Raw genomic sequence first — 17,695 nt, 5'->3', positions numbered from 1 at the left:
GTTTACTCTCCTTGTCTTTTGAGATTTTTTGTCTTGGCTGTTTTCGGTCTCGATTTAAATAGCCCTATTGGTAAACGAACGTACGTATCTTTTAAATCTGAAAACGGTGAAGACAAAACAGGTGTGAAATAGTCAAAACCAAAGGTCTTTAGCTGCATCAAGTGACAAAGTACAAATAAATAACACATGATGAGGCCGTATAATCCAAACATGGCTGAACTGAAGATGGCCATAAACCGCAGAATGCGTAAGGGGAAGCTGAAATCATATGATGGAGCAGTGAAATCGGCTAGTGCCGTCAGAGACACAATAATGACCATTAAGGCACTGACGATATTGGCTTGGACAGCCGCCTGTCCAATAATGACGCCGCCAATCAGTCCAATCGTCTGCCCGATCGCCCTAGGAAGACGAAGTCCAGCTTCCCGCAGCAGTTCAATCGTAAACGACATCAAAATGGCTTCCACTACAGGAGGAAAGGGCACATTTTGCCGGCTGCCTGCGATGGTAAGTGCCATTCGTGTTGGTAATAAACCAGGATGATAGGAAACAAGGGCGATATAGAGTCCCGGTAAAAAGATCGTCAAAAGCACGGCAATATAACGGAGCAAACGCAAAAGAGTCGCACTTGTCCATCTTTGATAATAATCCTCCGGTGATTGCATCAAGGCAGTGAGAGTCATCGGCATAATGAGGGCAAACGGCGTCCCATCGAGCAAAATAGACACCTTTCCTTCTAACACAGAGGCAATCACCCGATCAGGACGTTCTGTATTTTGAATCTGCGGGAAAATAGAGATATGACTGTCTTCAATCAGCTGTTCTATGTAGCCGCTCTCAGGAATATCATCCATTTTGATTTGCTTCATACGAGAGAAGACATCATCTACTAGTTTGGGGTCTGCGATATCACGAACATACACAAGAGCAGCAGATTTCTTGTTGCGAGTTCCTATGTTTACCTTTTGAATGACAAGGTTCGGATCGTTTGCTCTTTCACGAAGCAATGCCGTGTTTTTTTCAAGATTTTCAATAAATCCAATCCTTGGTCCTCTAACAAGGACTTCTGATTGCGGCTCCTCTACTTCTCTAAATTGAAAAAGATTCGTATGGAGCGCAAGAGCTTGAGTGGCCCTATCCACAAATAAAATAGCCCTGCCGCTGTATAACTGCTCGATGGCAAGGTTCATATCTTCCAGCACATCATTTTGAATACCAAAGAACGTTTTAGAAAGGAGAGAAAGTGTGGTGTGGTCGACCTCAGTGATGGTCAGTTCCTTTTGCATAGGTGAAATAATTTGTTTGGAAAGCATCTCAAATTCTGTGAGTCCTTCAACGTACACGAGACATGCAGAGACAGCGGAAGGACCAAATGAAAAAGAGTGGAACACGATATCATCACTTTTGCCGGCAAAGCTTTTGACACGCTGAATGACGGACTCTATATCTTGTTCAATACGACTTTTCATAATACCTCACCCTCATGTCTTTTTTTATAGAGTGACTCGGAAGGAGAAGAATTATGCAAATAGAAAAAAGAGAATCCCCTAAAATAGGAATTCTCTTCACATGTTTATCTCGCCAGCCAGCCGCCATCTACGGCTAAAATATGACCGTTCATATAATCAGAGGCAGGGGAGCTGAGAAAGACGGCGGCACCTGCTAGATCTTCAGGCCGTCCCCAGCGTCCAGCGGGGATTCGTTTCAGAATCTCTTCATTCCGGTTCGCATCGTCACGAATGGCTTGCGTGTTATTGGTTGCAATATAACCAGGCGCGATCGCATTGACCTGAATATGCTGACTTGCCCATTCATTTGCAAAAGCTTTCGTCAAACCTGCGACAGCATGCTTACTTGCTGTATAAGCGGGAACAAAGACACCGCCTTGAAATGATAGAAGGGAAGCGATATTGACAATTTTCCCTTGCCCTTTTTTCAGCATCTGCTGTCCGACCTTTTGCGTGAGGAAAAAGAGACTGTTGATATTCACATCCATGACAGTATGCCAGTTTTCCTCTGAATATTGAGCAGCCTCTTCTCTTTTAATGGTCCCAGCATTATTGATCAAAATATCAATTGAATGCTGTTTTAAAAGGGCATCAACATCCCGCTTTGCGGACTTAGGATCTGCAAAGTCTACTTGAATCGCATGAAATGATCTGCCGGTCTGTTCGACAAGTTCTTTTGTTTCATCAAGCGGCGTATGGTGGTAGGTGCCGATGATATCTGCACCTGAACGGGCAAGCGCTACGGCAATACCTTGCCCAATACCAGTTCCAGGACCTGTGACAAGAGCTGTTTTGCCTTCGAGGGAAAAGAGGGACGCTACATATGATGTCGTCGTCATCTCATTACCTCAGCTGGTCCATCGGGACAAAGTCCATATCTTTAAACGTATAGTTTTCTCCCGCCATTGCCCAAATAAATGAATAATTTGCGGTACCTGAGCCTGAATGAATGGACCAGGCAGGTGAGATGACGGCTTCTTCATTTGCTACAACGAGATGTCTCGTTTCAGATGGCTCCCCCATAAAATGAAAGACACGTGCGTCTTCCTCTATATCAAGATATAAGTACACTTCCATCCGCCGGTCATGTATATGAGCAGGCATCGTGTTCCATGTGTTATTGGTTTCAAGCTGAGTGATGCCCATCATAAGCTGGCAGCTTTGGATGCCGTCTGCATGAATGACCTGATACAGATTCCGTACGTTCGAGGCGGATGCTTCCCCTAAATGATTCGGTGTTAATTCAGCAATCGCAGCCTTTTGTGTCGGATACGCTCTATGAGCTGTGGCTGACACAAGATAAAATTTGGCCTGCTCACCTGATGAACTAGCAAACTGTACATGTTCGTGTCCAAGTCCAATATATAAGAAATCTTTATGCTCCAGCACAAATGACTCACCATCGACTGTAACCGTACCTTGGCCGCCGACATTCACAATGCCAATTTCCCGTCTTTCAAGGAAATATTCTGTACGTAAAAAGTCGCCGGCATCTAGCTTGATCGGTTCTGATGTCGGCATAACACCGCCAATCACCACACGGTCCTCATGCGAATAATATAGCTTCAATTCACCACTGACAAAGAGTGTCGGAATATGAAAATGACGACGAAGTTCCTCTGTTGTAAAACGCTTGACCTGCTCAGGATGTACAGCATAACGATTTTCCATTTGAGATAAGCCTCCCTTTCCATCTGAAACATATGATTGTTTTATTTGGTATCGGTTTCAAGGAAAATTCTAGAGGAAAAAGAGAGCGGCGTCAACCGTTAATTTGAAATCGCTTTCTTTAATTGTATAAAAGCTTTTTTTCTTCATGTTCATGAAAAAAATCTTCTGATACAGTTCAACTTGTGGTATGCTTTTTTTAAGTTTATTTGAAATCGGTTTCGAAACAAATGAGAAGATCAATCTTGGGAGTTTTTTGTATGAAAGAGAAAAAGCAAACGAAAGTCACCATTAACGAAGTTGCAGCATATGCAGGTGTCTCAAAATCAACGGTATCCAGATACATCAATGGCAGAACAAATGAAATTTCTCCTGAAAAGGTAAAAAAGATTAAAAAAGCCATTGAGGAGCTCCATTACCGTCCGAGTCAGCTTGCCCAAGGATTGAAAGTAAGAAAGAGCAAGGTCATTGGTTTTATTGTGGCTGATATTACGAATCCATTCTCTGTTGCGACACTTCGTGGTGTGGAAGAGATTTGTGATGAATATGGATACAGCATCATGGTGTGCAACACAGATAATCGTCCAGAAAAAGAACGAGAAATGCTTCTGAAGCTGAATGCGCATTATATTGAAGGGCTGATCATTAATACGACCGGTCAAAACAATGACATTTTGCAAGACTTTAAGCAAAACGGTGTACCGATTGTTCTTGTTGACCGTAAGTTACCTGAACTCAAGGTCGATACCGTCACAACGAATAACCGTGACATCACGGCTCGTCTACTTCACCAAATGTATGAAAAAGGCTACGAACATATCGCTTTCTTTACTGAGCCGGTCGATGGGATTAGTCCACGTGAAGAACGAAAAGAAGCCTATGAACAGACGACGATGAGTCAACATAAGACACCTATGATTGCAGAAATCAATTTGAAGCAAAAGGAACAAATGCGAGATGAGATTTGTCGTTTTTTACAATCAAGCCATCAGAAAAAAGCGATTTTAGCAGGCAATGGATTACTCATGCTGAAGCTCATCAGTGAACTTGTCGATCTTGGGGTAAAGATTCCTGAGGAGATAGGCATTGCCGGATTTGATGATACAGAATGGTATAAGCTGATCGGGCCAGGCATCACTACGGTGGCGCAGCCATCTCATGAGATGGGGAAAGCGGCGATGCAAAAAATCAAGACGCGTCTTGAAGGGGATAAGAGTGCACCCCAGACCATTCAACTTGATGGAGAAATCATTGTGAGAAAATCTTTATAAACGTTAGGCAGAGAAGAGTATACATACGTGCATGCTCTCTCTTTTTCAACTGTTTTGAAACCGGTACCAAGAAAGGGGAGAAATGAGTGAAAGCATTGGATGTGATCACATTTGGGGAATCAATGGCGATGTTTTATGCAAAAGAAATTGGCGAGCTTCACCAAGTGCATACGTTTCAAAAAGCACTTGCTGGTGCAGAGAGTAATGTTGCGGTCGGCTTGGCAAGATTAGGCTTTAGCGTAGGCTGGATGAGTAAGGTCGGGGCGGACTCACTTGGTACATTTATTTTAGAAGAGCTTCAAAAAGAAGGGGTCGATACGAAGGCAGTACTCCGTTCAAATGATGGAGCCAAAACAGGAATATTGCTTAAATCAAAAGTCATCGATGGAGACCCTGATGTGACGTACTACCGAAAAGGCTCTGCTGCGAGCACATTGAACCCAAGCGATTTCCCGTCCACTTATTTTCAGCAGGCAGGACATCTTCATATGACCGGAATCCCGCCTGCTGTGTCTAGTGAAATGAGAGCGTTTTCTTTTCATGCCCTTAAAGAAATGAAAGAAGCAGGAAAAACCATTTCCTTTGACCCGAACCTTAGACTGCAACTATGGGAAGAGGAAGAAGACATGATTCATACGGTGAACCAGATGGCTGCTCAAGTAGATTGGTTTTTCCCAGGGCTTGCAGAAGGTCAAAGACTCACTGGATGTCATGAGCCGGAAGCGATTGCGGATGTTTATTTACAAAAAGGCGTCAAGCTTGTGGTCATTAAACTGGGAGCGGAAGGAGCCTATTTCAAAAGTGCATCCGGCCAAGGTGTAGTGGATGGTTTCCATGTGTCTCATGTCGTGGATACAGTCGGAGCTGGTGATGGATTTGCAGTGGGAGTGATGAGCGGTCTGCTGGACGGATTATCATATGAAAAATCGGTGACAAGAGGCAATGCCATTGGAGCACTTGCAGTCATGTCCCCAGGAGATCACGAGGGCCTGCCGACTCGAAAAGAGCTTCAGGCATTTATAAAAGAAGCCAAACGATATCAAAGGCGACACGATATGAAGGGAGATGAGAGGTATGGGAAAGTCAGCAAGTATGAGCGTTAAAGAGAAGCTCGCAGCTTGTAAACTCATTGCGGTGGTCAGAGCAGGTAGTGAAGCAGACGGGATAGAGATGATTGGTCGTTTAAAGAAAAAAGGGGTGCGGGCCATCGAAGTGACATATACCACGCCCAATGCAGAGCGGATCATTGCATCTTACCAGCATGACCACGACTTGATTGTCGGAGCTGGAACGATTACAACGCTTGAGCAGGCACAATCAGCCATTGAAGCCGGCTCTCAATTCATCGTTAGCCCTGGATATCTTCCTACTATCGGAGAGCACCTATCTTTTCACGATATACTCTACGTGCCAGGTGTTTTGACCCCGAGTGAAATTATGCAGGCAAAAGCAAATGGATACAGCGTGTTAAAGCTTTTTCCGAGCGGCTCCTTCGGTTTGTCCTATATGAAAAATTTGCAAGGTCCGTTTCCAGAGGTTGAGTTCATCCCAACAGGAGGCATTCATCCAGTCGATGTGCCAAAGTGGCTTGAAGCAGGAGCCGTTGCAGTAGGTGTCGGCAGCCAGCTTGAAAGCAGTACAGCAGAAGAATTACAGGCTGTTCTTTCTTCCACCATCATGTAGTTCACATAAACAACCGGCTGATGACTGCCGGTTGTTTGTTCGTTTATCTGACATAAAAGATGGGAAGGCGCTTCTTTTCACATAAAATGAGCATAAAGGAGAGGTCGATATGTACATTCAACAAGATGAACTAAAAGATGGTCAAATTGAACAATTGATTAAAGCTCATTTAGAAGAGATGAAAAAACATTCACCGCCAGAAAGCATTCATGCCCTTCCGTTAGACCATCTGAAAAAACATGATGTCACAGTATGGAGTGCAAGGGATGGAGAGGTGCTTCTTGGCTGCGGAGCCATCAAGGAGCTATCAAGTGAACATGGTGAACTCAAATCGATGAGAACGGCAGCAGCCCATATGCGAAAAGGCGTGGCGAAGCATCTGTTGACCCACCTTCTCCAAGAGGCGAAGCGGCGGGGGTATAAAAGAGTCAGCCTTGAAACAGGTGCGATTGCTTTCTTTGAACCGGCAAGAAAATTATATGAAAGCTTTGGATTTCAATATTGTCCGCCTTTTGGTTCATACCAAGAAGATCCGAACAGTTTATTTATGACAAAGGAATTATAGAGGTCGAGAGAGTATGCTTTTATAAGCAGCTCTTTTTTTATGCGGCAACAATGGAAGGAGGAGAATGTGAATGAAATGGTCGAAGGTGTTCGGAATGGGCGCATTTCTCACATTTTGTGTCGTATCTGTTCTTTTTTTATCTGTATTAGGTCAAGATTTAGTTAAAATAGAAAGCGCTTCCGATGAGACGGTATCAACTTATCAATATCACTTTGTTCTTGTACCGGAGGAACTTGATAATGAATATTGGCAATTGGTGCAAAAGGGAGCTGCTGATGCGGCGGAAGTTCATCGGGTGTATCTTGAATACCTAGGTCCAAAGCAGGCTGATTTGGATGATCACCTAAAAACCATTGATATGGCGATTGCTGGTCATGTGGATGGCATTATGACGCAAGGGCTTGATACAAAGAGATACAAACCGCTCTTTCAAAAAGCAAGAGAGAAAGGTATAGATGTTGTCACAGTCGATACCGATGCAGAGGGGAGCAAGCGTCAAGTGTATGTCGGAACAGATAACTATTATTCTGGCTTTATCGCCGGACAGGCACTCATCGCCGATACAAAAGGCGAACAGTATGTGGGCATTGTGACGGGACGGCTTGATGCGATTCACCAGAAGCTTCGCGTGAAGGGGTTTCGAGATGCCGTCTCTGGTGAGAAACGCATTCATATTGCTGGAATAGAAGAGTCGGCGATTACGAAATCAGGTGCTTCCGGCGCTGCGTATAAATTGTTAAATGATCATACGCAGCTCACCGCATTTTATGGAACAAGCGCATTAGACGGTGTCGGCATTATTCAAGCAACAGAGCAATATCATTCGTCTAAAGATGTTTATGTGCTCGCATTTGATACTCTGCCTGATACGATTCAAGCGCTGGATGATGGGAAAATTGATGCAGTGGTTGTACAGCACCCTTATGAAATGGGCTATCAAGCGGTTGAATCTCTTGTTCGTTTGCAGCAAGGAGATAAACAAGAACCGCTGCAGTACACAGGGACGAGTGTGATTCGGCGAGGAGACCTGCCCCTTCATCAAACGGAAAGACCACAGGGGGTTCAGCCATGAGAAAAATACGAAGTAAATTATTATTGGCATTTTTAATTCTTGTGCTCCTTGGTAATGTGGCCGCTTTTTTTGTGTATTGGAGCAGTTCAAAAATCACATCAGAATATAGCAAGAGCTTTCGTTCCTTTCTCCTGCTGAATGATATTTCGACAGAGGCAAAAACGATGTATGAAAAGGTCAACGCCTTTGCCATCGAAAAGGATCAGGCGTTTGCCAAGGGGTATGCTGAATCAAAACAGAAAATGACATCATATGATCAAGCATTGCTCAAAGATGCAGGGCTTCATGCCGCCATCCCCTCCATTGAAAAATATCAATATATGATGCGGACGCTCATAAACGAAAGTGATGCGACAATGAATCATGTCAAAAAAGGGAAAATCAAAGAATATGCTGCAAGTGTGAAAGAAGTAAGAACCGTATCCTCTTATATCCAAGAGCAGACAATGACTCTTTTGGATGATGAATTATCTGAGTATCAAGTACTCTACCAATCCCTTCAAAAAAGACATCAAACGTATGCGCTTTTTACTCTATGTCTGTTTACATTATCGATAGGCATCGCTTTATGGATGGCCTATATCATTGCGGGTGGAATTTCAAGACCGATCGTTCATCTGTCTCGAAGTGCCAAAGAAGTATCAGAAGGAAATTTTGATGGTCCGAATTTGCATGTGTCATCGAAGGACGAAATCTCTGTGTTAAATCATGCCTTTGAGCGAATGCGGCGAGAGATGAAGGTCATGATTGAAGAGATGAAACAAAAGGCCGCTTTAGATCAGAAAATTAAAGACATGAAGCTGAAAACACTACAAAACCAAATGAATCCACATTTTTTATTTAATACATTAAACATCGTTTCACGTATGGCGTACTTAGAATCAGCTGATGCGACATCGAGATTGATACAATCCGTTTCTACGCTGATGCGGTATTCGCTATCTCCTCTCAGCGCATCTGTTACGTTAGAACAAGAAGTGAAAGTGGTAAAAGAATATTTTCATATACAAGAAACAAGATTTTCCGATCGTATTACATGCAAAACGACCATAGATGAGTCGTGTCTATCTGTTCACATTCCGAGCCTTACATTGCAGCCGCTTGTCGAAAATGCCTTTATTCATGGGGTAGAACCAAAAGAGGAGGGGGGGCTTGTAGAGCTCTCTATTGATCGAGATGATGGCTTTGTCATGATTCGGATTCGGGATAATGGACTTGGCATCAGTGATCAAGAGAAAAAGAGGTTGCTATCGCAAGAGGAAGAAGATCATCCAGACACACGTAGTAAAGGTCACTCGACAGGAATTGGTCTTCGAAATGTGATGTCGAGGCTGCGTTTGTTTTACGGAGTGCAGGATGCCCTTCAAATTGATTCAAAGCCAAACGAAGGGACCACCATTCAATTGACAATACCAATCAAGGAGGAGCGAGCATGCTGAACGTGCTGATTGTGGATGATGAAAAAATTGAACGAATGGCGATGCGTAAATTCATGACCGAATGGCTGCCAGACTGTCATATTGCAGGGGAAGCTGCGAATGGAAAAAAGGCGGTGGAATTGGCGCGGTCTAAGCCAATTGACCTTGTGCTCATGGATATTCAGATGCCAGGCATGGATGGACTCACAGCGATCAAACAGATCAAAGCAAGCTGTCCTCATACTAAATTTATTATGCTGACAGCCTACGATACATTTGATTATGCCAAGCAAGCCATACAGGAAGGGGTCAAACAATACCTTGTCAAACCAGCTGATAAAGACGAAACCATTACAGCGATTCGTTCTGTTGCGGCAGAAATTCAGCAGGAGGTCTCCCTGCGGCAGGCGGAGAAAGTCAATCAGCAGTCAAAATGGCTGGAAGCTCATGTGTTGAACGGTCAATCTTATTCCTCCACAGTGTTTGAGCGGCTGTTTCAGGATTTTCAAGCAGGTCTAGTGATCGCTGTTCAGCGGACAGGCGGGGATCAACTCCTGAATCATTTGCAGGAGTCTGCTCTTTTTCAAGCAGTGCCTATCAAAGTGAGCGGTGAGCTGTTTACATGCTTGATTTACAGCCGTCAATCACCTGGTCATCTAAAGGCGAATGTACTGCAAGCCATTCGCGCTGCCATGACAAGCGAGCAGCATTCACCTGTCATTGTTGGCATGGGTCATCCTGTCTCAAATCCACTTCAACTTCAGAAAAGTGCGGCAGAAGCGAAGCTTTCCTATTATCAGCGAAAAAAAGATGACGGTGCGGTTCGTTATGGCTTTTACTATACAGATAGACAACCTTACGTATTGATCAACTTGCCTGAGCTTGCCGATGACATGATGCTGGCACTAGAAGAAGGGAGAAGAGATGATGCTCTTGCTTACTATGATGCCTTCCAATTAGAAGGGGCAACCATTTCTCATGTGAAAGAGCTGCTCATTTTACTCAAATCACGACTTCGTGCAGATGTGCCGATTCTAGCTATCACTACAGAAACAGAATGCCGCCAATGCTGTGAACATTTATTTGATCTGTATGAAGCAAGAACCCAGACGGTGAATGATATAGAACGGGCGAAACGATACATTCAAACACATTTTTGCGAACATATCACGCTGGAGCAAACGGCCGCCTATGTTGATTTAAGCCCGACGTATTTCACCAAACGCTTTAAGGATGAGACAGGTCTGACGTTTAAAGAATATGTGACGACCTGTAGGATGGATAAAATGAAGAAGCTACTGAAAGAGAGTTCGCTTAGTTTAAAAGAAATCACCTATCAAGCAGGATATACTGATCCGAATTACGTCAGTCGTGTGTTTAAAAAAATGGTTGGCTGTTCACCGAAGGAATATCGAAAACAGGTCGTAAAAAAATGAAGAATTTCATAAAAAAGTGAAGAAGTTTGCCTGAAAAAAGGCAAGGATCTGCCAGTATACTTATTTTGATAACGCTTACAAAATAGGGATGGGGGATCCATGATGAAGTTTAAATTAGGCTTTACTTTATTGGCACTCTGTATGCTGGTCGTCTCTGCTTGCAGTTCATCGACGAACTCAGATGCAAAAAAAGAGGGCGGAGCGGAGAAACTAGAAATTTTCTCTTGGTGGACTGGTGCAGGTGAGGAAGACGGACTGAAGGCACTCATTCAATTGTTTGAAGAGAAAAATAAAGACATTCCCATTGAAAATGCAGCTGTCGCTGGTGGCGCTGGTACGAATGCAAAGGCTGTTCTAACAAGCCGGATGCAAGGAGATGATCCGCCAGCTACTTTCCAAGTACACGGGGGAGCAGAGCTGAATGAGAGCTGGGTAGCCGCAGGTAAAATGGAGCCGCTGGATGACCTTTATGAGAAAGAAGGCTGGAAGGATAAATTTCCAGAATCACTGATTGACCTTGTGAGCAAAGACGGGAAAATCTATTCCGTTCCAGTGAATATTCATAGAGGCAATGTGCTTTGGTATAACAAAAAAGTATTTGAAGATCAGGGCTTAGAACCGCCAACGACGTTTGATGAATTTTTCAAAACAGCCGATGCCTTAAAGAAAAAAGGGATTACTCCACTTGCGCTTGGGGATAAAGAACCTTGGGCAGCGACTCATTTGTTTGAAAGCGTTCTTCTAGGTGTACTAGGTGCAGATGACTATCAAAAACTTTGGGCGGGCGACTTAAAAATGGATGATGCAAAAGTGAAGGAAGCGGCAGACATCTTTGGACGTATGCTCGAATACGTCAACGACGATCATAGCTCGCGTAACTGGCAGGATGCCTCACAGCTCGTGGCAAAAGGGGAAGCTGCAATGAATGTCATGGGCGACTGGGCAAAAGGATACTTTGTGAATGATCTAGATTTGAAGGTGAATAAAGACTTTGGATACGTGGCTACTCCTGGTACGGAGGGCAGCTTTATGGTCATCACGGATACATTCGGACTGCCGAAGGGTGTCAAACAGCCAGAAAACGTGAAAAAATTCTTATCTGTCTTAGGATCTGTGGAAGGACAGGATGCGTTTAATCCGTTGAAAGGGTCAATACCGGCACGTGTGGATGCAGACGTATCAAAATATGATGAATATGGAAAATCGGCAATGAAGGCGTTTAAAGAGTCAAAGCTCGCACCGTCTCTTGCGCATGGCTCAGCTGCTGAAGAAGGTTTTGTCACGAAGGCGAACCAAGCCGTCAATATTTTCGTGACACAAAAAGACAGCAGTCAGTTCGTTTCTTCTTTAAAAGATTCAATGAAATAAAGATGAAAGAGGCGGCCGTTAGGCATCGCCTCTTTTTTAAAAAAGGAGTGTAGCTTCATGCGCATGGACACATCGCCGATCACAAAAACACCAGCAGCAAAAGTGAAACGTGTTCGGAAAAAATGGAATGGAGACCAGCTGCTTGCCCTGCTATTTTTAGCACCGTCAGCTGTTTTATTATTCATTTTTGTTTACGGATTTATTGGCTGGACAGGATATGTTTCATTATCGAACTGGACCTCGCTTGTTCCTGATTTTTCTTTCGCAGGTATGAAAAATTATGTCATGCTGTTTCAAGATTTTCGCTTTCAGTCAGATCTTCGAAACACGGTCTTTTTTACATTATTCTTTATTGGAGCAGTCATTGCTTCTGGGCTTGTACTCGCCATTTTACTAGACCAGAAGATCAAGGGGGAATCACTTTTTCGGAATCTCTTTTTCTTTCCGATGGCCCTTTCCTTTGTTGTCACAGGTGTTGTGTGGCAATGGATCCTAAATCCATCTACTGGGGTGAATCTGTTTTTAAAAACACTCGGCATCCAGCCCAAGTGGTACACGGATACGAACATTTTAGCTGGATTTGTCTGGGGAAAAATTGAGTTTGGTGTACCGGCAGCAATGATTGCAGTTGTCATCGCTGCTGTGTGGCAGATGACAGGGTTCTCACTTGCGATGTATTTGGCTGGTCTTAGAGGCATTCCAGAGGAAGTGAGAGAGGCTGCTAGAATGGATGGCGCAACCGAGTGGCAAATCTACTGGAAAATCATTTTCCCGCTGTTAAAACCAATCACAGCGAGCGTCGTCATTATCATGGCACATATTTCTTTAAAGATCTTCGATTTGATTTACTCGATGACAGGACCAGGTGCAAACTTTGTCACCGATGTGCCAGGTGTTTATATGTTTGAAATGACCTTTAGAGGAAACCATTATGCAGGTGGTGCCGCCATTGCGATCGTCATGTTGATTTCTGTTGCGGTCTTTATCGTGCCGTATCTCCTGTCTAGCCGGAAGGGGGCTTCATCATGACCGCAAGAGGATTTGTCCGTCCAGTTCTTTATGCTTTATTAATACTGTGCAGTTTGTTTTTTCTCATGCCTGTTTATGTCATGCTTGTCACAAGCTTAAAGCCATTAGGTGAAGTTACCCTTGAGCGAATGTGGTCGCTCCCATCTACACTAGATTTCTCAAGCTACAAAATCGCTTTTGAAAAGTTATCACCCAATTTAATGAATTCTCTTTATCTAGTCATTCCTGCTACCTTATTGTCAGCTGTATTAGGTGCGATGAATGGCTATGTGCTGTCTAAATGGCGCTTTAAAGGATCAGAAGTGGTGTTTACCTTCATGTTGTTCGGTATGTTTATTCCATACCAAAGTATCCTCATTCCACTTATTCAATTTTTACGTGAAATCGGCTTGTATAACTCCATTCCGGGACTTGTACTTGTCCATGTCGTATATGGCCTGCCAATCACAACACTCATGTTCCGCAATTTTTATGTGAGCATTCCTGATGAAATGATTGAATCAGCGAAGATGGATGGGGCCGGATTTATCGGGATCTTCAGACATATGATTTTGCCGCTTTCCATCACAGGGTTTGTCGTGGTTGCCATTTGGCAGTTCACAAATGTGTGGAATGAGTTTCTATTTGCGGTTACTATGACCACGGCAGAGAATCAGCCGGTCATGGTTGCACTGCAAAATTTATCAGGCAGTCAAATTGTACAATGGAATGTTCAAATGGCAGGTGCCATCTTGGCTGCGCTGCCGACACTTTTGGTCTATATTCTACTTGGAAAATACTTTGTGAAAGGGCTTCTTTCAGGCTCTGTCAAAGGGTGAATTGATTTTCTTGTTATCGTTTTCATTCGGTGTACTGAAAGGATTGACTTCTCTTTAGATAGCGTCATAATAAAAGTTGAGACTTGCTAGTTTTCATCATGCTAGGCAAGGATTATCAAAGGGTAGCAAAGGGAGGAGTCATCCTGAATGAAGCAGTCACCAATTTTTTTACTGCCTGAATTGAAGGAGAGAATATGGGGAGGTACAGCCTTAAGGGATCAATTTGGCTATGATATTCCTTCTGATCAAACGGGAGAATGCTGGGCAATTTCTGCTCATCCAAACGGACCAAGTGTCGTGCAAGACGGTCCATATAAAGGGAAAACGCTGATCGAACTATGGAACAATCACAGAGAATTGTTTGGGGGAATAGAAGGCGATCGCTTCCCGCTCTTAACCAAAATTTTAGATGCAAACCAAGACTTATCCGTTCAAGTTCATCCAGATGATGATTATGCGGAAAGACATGAAAATGGTGAGCTTGGGAAAACAGAGTGCTGGTATATCATTGACTGCAAAGAAGGCGCAGAAATGATCTATGGTCATAATGCACGGACGAGAACTGAGCTTGTGACCATGATGAACAGCGGAGATTGGGAAGGCCTTTTGCGGCGAGTGAAAATTAAGCCGGGCGATTTTTATTATGTGCCAAGCGGTACCATTCATGCGCTATGTGAAGGCACACTGGTTCTTGAAACGCAGCAAAGTTCAGATACGACCTATCGGGTGTATGATTATGAACGAAAAGACCAAAATGGCCATGAACGTGAACTTCACTTCACGCAGGCCATTGATGTCACAACGGTTCCTCATGTAGACGGTTATGCAGATGAATCAGTAGAAACTCGTCCAGGGGTGACCATTAGAACATTTGTAGAAGCAGAATATTTTTCTGTGTATAAATGGGAAATTGATCAAAAAGTAGAGCTATCGCAAGATTATCCGTTTTTGCTGTGCAGCGTTATTAATGGGGAAGGGTCCTTAGAGCATAATGGACATACATATCCGCTGCCAAAAGGAGCCCATTTTATCCTGCCGGCTGAAACAGGGAACTTCACCATTGAAGGATCTTGTGAACTGATTGTGTCACATATATAAAGGTAAAGAGGACTTCGAGGGAGTCCTCTATTTTTCTATTGCATAAAGGACTTGAAAGAGACTTGTTTTTGTCGATAAAGAGATTAGTAGACTATTATGCAAAGTTAAGAGAGGGACAGGGACCGTGAAAAAAACCATCAAGATTATGTTACTCGCAGCTGCCTTTGGTATGACATTACACACGGGCAAAGAAGTGCAAGCAGCCTCCTATGTCGATCAATCCATTTATACGATTAGCACCTCAAAAGTATTTACAACAGAAGCAGAAGTCAAAAAAGCGGTTGACACGTTGAAAAAGGATAAGAAGTGGACAGCCACGTATCAAACCTCAGGAAATACATCGACTTATCAGCTAACTGCCTCAGGATATGACTCACAAGCAGCAGCGAGTGCAAGTGCCGCTGCATTAAAAAAAGAGTTAGGCATGAGCGGTACGGTGTCTCCAGTAGGTGACCGCCTTCCTTTACAGAAAATCGTATCTGATCCAATCAACGATGAAAGTCAGGCGAAAAAACTGACGCTCGAGCTGACGAAAACATCAGGACTCAATAGCACGTATGAAGCTATCAATCAAAGCAGACCATCTTATCAGGTCATTTCAGGAGCCATTGATTCTGAAACGAAAGTCAAAAATATTCAAACCGAACTACAAAAACAGGCCGGAGTCACTAGTACATATCAAACCGAAAACAAAGCTGGCACCGTGTATCAGCTGATCTCAGGCAATATTGTCGGACAGAGTAAGGCAAATACCATCCTGCAAGGTTTTCAAAAGGAATCTGGTTTAAAAGCAGTACTCCAAACGGTAGCAGCAGGCAAACCTTATTACATCGTCACATCTGCTGCACAAACGAATCAGTCTAAAGCGCAAACCCTTCTGACCCAGCTGCAAAAAGAAGCGAAAATCAGCGGAAAGATTCAGAAGGCTGGAGCTGTTAAAAATGTATATAGCATGGAATCAGGCTATTTCAAAGACAGTAAGCAAGCAGCCTCAGCGGCGGCTCAGATCAAAAAACAAGCTGGTGCGTCAGGTACTGTGCAGCGAGTAGGGAAAACGAAAAATTATATCGTAAAGCTCAATCAATTAAATGACACAACTTACGCAAAAACAGTTGCTTTTTTCAAGAAAAAGAAATGGCGCTATACGTCTAAAAAGATCTCCTCTACACAGCCATATCAAGTAGTGACTGGGAATCTTTTGGGCGATGATCAAGCAAAAAAAGCAACGGCATTTTTCCAAAAGAAAAAAGTATCCGCCACAACGAAAAAAACAGGCAAAGCATCTGATAGCACGTATCGACTTGTCGTGAATCAAGCAACGGATCAGACAAAAGTAAATAAAGGTGCTGCATACTTAAAAGCACAAAAGGTGACAAGCAGCATCACAACAGGCAAGGGACAAGCCGTCAGTAAAGCATACAGCCTAATGACCGCTCCTGTATATGATCAAAGCAAAGTGAAGCAGGCACAAGAGATCATGAAAAAAAATGGAGTTGCCAGCAGTACAAAAACATTAACAGAAGCTGTTAAGCAATACCGTATTACGACAGAGGCAACTGTGAATCAGACAAAGCTGAATCAAGCCTTAAGTTATTTAACCAAACAAAAAATGAAAGCAGCCGCTCAAAAAACGGGAGCAACTGATTATGGTCAATATCAGATCAAAACAGGGGTTATTTCGACTGCTGCCTTAAGAGACCAAGGCATGACATTCTTCAAAAAACGAAATGAACCAGCTGCTTATACAACAACGACAAAACCGGCATATAAAATCAACATCACACAGCAGTTTACAGGGTTACCAAATGCGAATGCGGCCATTGCTTTTGTGAAAAGCCAATACGGCTGGACAGCCACTGCGACCAAAATCAAAAATGGTCCAATGGTGATGCAGACGAATTATAACCTCACAGTCAATGAGATGGTAAACAAACAAATGAAGGTGTCGCCGCAGACAGATGGTGCAGCCTACGTCTATGCGACATATGTAGACCCAGCGACGTCCACAGTGAATACAGACGGGCTAAATGTACGTTCTACACCTGATTCAAGTTCGGCTAGCAACATCGTCGCACAGCTGAACAAAGGGACAAAAGTGAAGCAGCTTGGAAAAGAAGGCAACTGGATCAAGATCAGCCTCGGCTGGAGAAATGCGAGTTCAGCAGAAGTATTAAAATATGTAGATCCAGCGAATATCGCGGAGGGCACTCAATCTTATTTTCAATTTCTCAAACTCTCTGAAGCTGCAAATCTCAATCCAACTGAAGTGAATACGAAGATTTTAGCAGGGAAAGGCATTCTTGCCGGAAAAGGACAAGCCTTTATCACAGCAGCAAAAACGTATCATATTAACGAAATCTATCTGATTTCACATGCATTGCTTGAAACAGGCAACGGCAGTTCCATTTTAGCGAACGGTACGAAGTTTAATGATAGAATCGTGTACAACATGTATGGCATTGGTGCATATGACAGTAACCCGAATTACCTCGGTGCAAAGTATGCGTATGAACAGCAATGGTTCACACCAGAGGCAGCCATTATTGGCGGGGCAAAATTCATTGGCAACAGCTACATCAATAATGCCACGTACAAACAAGATACCATTTACAAAATGCGCTGGTCTGCGACAGCCACTCACCAATATGCAACAGATATTGGCTGGGCTTCTAAACAGGTCACTCGTATGTATAGTTTGTATAACTTACTTGATAACTATACGCTGTATTATGATATCCCCGTGTATAACAAATAAAAAAAC

General features: G+C 43.4%; 15 protein-coding genes. 12 read left to right on the top strand and 3 right to left on the bottom strand.

Features of this window, described 5'->3' with window-relative positions; translation table 11 throughout:
* Window positions 1-2 precede the first annotated feature (2 nt).
* The 3 genes from NSQ52_RS17055 to kduI all read right to left on the bottom strand — a co-directional run bounded on the left by NSQ52_RS17055 (window position 3) and on the right by kduI (window position 3,179).
* Window positions 3-1,469 (bottom strand): spore germination protein, encoded by a 1,467-nt coding sequence (locus tag NSQ52_RS17055; protein WP_024719277.1) that lies wholly within the window; start codon window positions 1,467-1,469, stop codon window positions 3-5.
* A gap of 104 nt (window positions 1,470-1,573) precedes the next feature.
* The gene (kduD, locus tag NSQ52_RS17050; protein WP_058213531.1) at window positions 1,574-2,347 is read right to left on the bottom strand and encodes a 2-dehydro-3-deoxy-D-gluconate 5-dehydrogenase KduD; all 774 of its coding nucleotides are present in this window, start codon (window positions 2,345-2,347) and stop codon (window positions 1,574-1,576) included.
* 4 nt (window positions 2,348-2,351) lie between these two features.
* Entirely contained in the window at window positions 2,352-3,179 is an 828-nt protein-coding gene (kduI, locus tag NSQ52_RS17045) for a 5-dehydro-4-deoxy-D-glucuronate isomerase (RefSeq protein WP_017368169.1), read from the bottom strand.
* A 257-nt stretch (window positions 3,180-3,436) separates the two neighbouring features.
* Between kduI and NSQ52_RS17040 the strand changes: the two genes are divergently transcribed.
* The 12 genes from NSQ52_RS17040 (at window position 3,437) to NSQ52_RS16985 (ending at window position 17,689) form a co-directional block, all read left to right on the top strand.
* Window positions 3,437-4,447 (top strand): LacI family DNA-binding transcriptional regulator, encoded by a 1,011-nt coding sequence (locus NSQ52_RS17040; protein WP_138279080.1) that lies wholly within the window; start codon window positions 3,437-3,439, stop codon window positions 4,445-4,447.
* Window positions 4,448-4,533: 86 nt separating this feature from the next.
* Window positions 4,534-5,550 (top strand): sugar kinase, encoded by a 1,017-nt coding sequence (locus NSQ52_RS17035; RefSeq protein WP_082627033.1) that lies wholly within the window; start codon window positions 4,534-4,536, stop codon window positions 5,548-5,550.
* Window positions 5,522-6,130: a bifunctional 4-hydroxy-2-oxoglutarate aldolase/2-dehydro-3-deoxy-phosphogluconate aldolase gene (locus tag NSQ52_RS17030; RefSeq protein ID WP_024719273.1), complete on the top strand. Its 609-nt coding sequence runs from the start codon at window positions 5,522-5,524 to the stop codon at window positions 6,128-6,130. The genes NSQ52_RS17035 and NSQ52_RS17030 overlap by 29 nt, the downstream gene beginning before the upstream one ends.
* A gap of 109 nt (window positions 6,131-6,239) precedes the next feature.
* Entirely contained in the window at window positions 6,240-6,695 is a 456-nt protein-coding gene (locus NSQ52_RS17025) for a GNAT family N-acetyltransferase (protein WP_024719272.1), read from the top strand.
* Window positions 6,696-6,765: 70 nt separating this feature from the next.
* Window positions 6,766-7,767, top strand: a complete 1,002-nt coding sequence (locus NSQ52_RS17020) for a sugar-binding protein (protein WP_047946929.1) — start codon at window positions 6,766-6,768, stop codon at window positions 7,765-7,767.
* Window positions 7,764-9,206: a sensor histidine kinase gene (locus NSQ52_RS17015; protein ID WP_217967767.1), complete on the top strand. Its 1,443-nt coding sequence runs from the start codon at window positions 7,764-7,766 to the stop codon at window positions 9,204-9,206. The genes NSQ52_RS17020 and NSQ52_RS17015 overlap by 4 nt, the downstream gene beginning before the upstream one ends.
* Entirely contained in the window at window positions 9,200-10,621 is a 1,422-nt protein-coding gene (locus NSQ52_RS17010; RefSeq protein WP_342473637.1) for a response regulator, read from the top strand. The genes NSQ52_RS17015 and NSQ52_RS17010 overlap by 7 nt, the downstream gene beginning before the upstream one ends.
* Window positions 10,622-10,720: 99 nt before the next feature.
* Window positions 10,721-11,989, top strand: coding sequence for an ABC transporter substrate-binding protein (locus tag NSQ52_RS17005; protein WP_035389707.1), 1,269 nt, complete (start codon window positions 10,721-10,723; stop codon window positions 11,987-11,989).
* Between the two features lie 57 nt (window positions 11,990-12,046).
* Window positions 12,047-13,018, top strand: a complete 972-nt coding sequence (locus tag NSQ52_RS17000) for a sugar ABC transporter permease (protein ID WP_024719268.1) — start codon at window positions 12,047-12,049, stop codon at window positions 13,016-13,018.
* Window positions 13,015-13,836, top strand: coding sequence for a carbohydrate ABC transporter permease (locus tag NSQ52_RS16995; RefSeq protein WP_058337004.1), 822 nt, complete (start codon window positions 13,015-13,017; stop codon window positions 13,834-13,836). The genes NSQ52_RS17000 and NSQ52_RS16995 overlap by 4 nt, the downstream gene beginning before the upstream one ends.
* A gap of 147 nt (window positions 13,837-13,983) precedes the next feature.
* On the top strand, window positions 13,984-14,934 hold the full coding sequence (gene manA / locus NSQ52_RS16990; RefSeq protein WP_041507862.1) for a mannose-6-phosphate isomerase, class I: 951 nt from the start codon (window positions 13,984-13,986) through the stop codon (window positions 14,932-14,934).
* Between the two features lie 124 nt (window positions 14,935-15,058).
* The gene (locus tag NSQ52_RS16985) at window positions 15,059-17,689 is read left to right on the top strand and encodes an N-acetylglucosaminidase (protein ID WP_216895248.1); all 2,631 of its coding nucleotides are present in this window, start codon (window positions 15,059-15,061) and stop codon (window positions 17,687-17,689) included.
* Window positions 17,690-17,695 lie beyond the last annotated feature (6 nt).

The organism is Bacillus sp. FSL W8-1141, from assembly GCF_038593205.1.
Taxonomy (GTDB): Bacteria; Bacillota; Bacilli; order Bacillales; family Bacillaceae; genus Bacillus; species Bacillus altitudinis.
Note: the sequence above shows the minus strand (reverse complement) of the source record. Positions and strands in the feature narration are given on the sequence as shown.

What these genes read in the sequence shown, in the direction of transcription:
- NSQ52_RS17055 (WP_024719277.1), bottom strand. Translation starts at nt 1,469, where the DNA reads ATGAAAAGTCGTATTGAACAAGATATAGAGTCCGTCATTCAGCGTGTC.
- kduD (WP_058213531.1), bottom strand. Translation starts at nt 2,347, where the DNA reads ATGACGACGACATCATATGTAGCGTCCCTCTTTTCCCTCGAAGGCAAA.
- kduI (WP_017368169.1), bottom strand. Translation starts at nt 3,179, where the DNA reads ATGGAAAATCGTTATGCTGTACATCCTGAGCAGGTCAAGCGTTTTACA.
- NSQ52_RS17040 (WP_138279080.1), top strand. Translation starts at nt 3,437, where the DNA reads ATGAAAGAGAAAAAGCAAACGAAAGTCACCATTAACGAAGTTGCAGCA.
- NSQ52_RS17030 (WP_024719273.1), top strand. Translation starts at nt 5,522, where the DNA reads ATGGGAAAGTCAGCAAGTATGAGCGTTAAAGAGAAGCTCGCAGCTTGT.
- NSQ52_RS17025 (WP_024719272.1), top strand. Translation starts at nt 6,240, where the DNA reads ATGTACATTCAACAAGATGAACTAAAAGATGGTCAAATTGAACAATTG.
- NSQ52_RS17020 (WP_047946929.1), top strand. Translation starts at nt 6,766, where the DNA reads ATGAAATGGTCGAAGGTGTTCGGAATGGGCGCATTTCTCACATTTTGT.
- NSQ52_RS17015 (WP_217967767.1), top strand. Translation starts at nt 7,764, where the DNA reads ATGAGAAAAATACGAAGTAAATTATTATTGGCATTTTTAATTCTTGTG.
- NSQ52_RS17010 (WP_342473637.1), top strand. Translation starts at nt 9,200, where the DNA reads ATGCTGAACGTGCTGATTGTGGATGATGAAAAAATTGAACGAATGGCG.
- NSQ52_RS17005 (WP_035389707.1), top strand. Translation starts at nt 10,721, where the DNA reads ATGATGAAGTTTAAATTAGGCTTTACTTTATTGGCACTCTGTATGCTG.
- NSQ52_RS17000 (WP_024719268.1), top strand. Translation starts at nt 12,047, where the DNA reads ATGCGCATGGACACATCGCCGATCACAAAAACACCAGCAGCAAAAGTG.
- NSQ52_RS16995 (WP_058337004.1), top strand. Translation starts at nt 13,015, where the DNA reads ATGACCGCAAGAGGATTTGTCCGTCCAGTTCTTTATGCTTTATTAATA.
- manA (WP_041507862.1), top strand. Translation starts at nt 13,984, where the DNA reads ATGAAGCAGTCACCAATTTTTTTACTGCCTGAATTGAAGGAGAGAATA.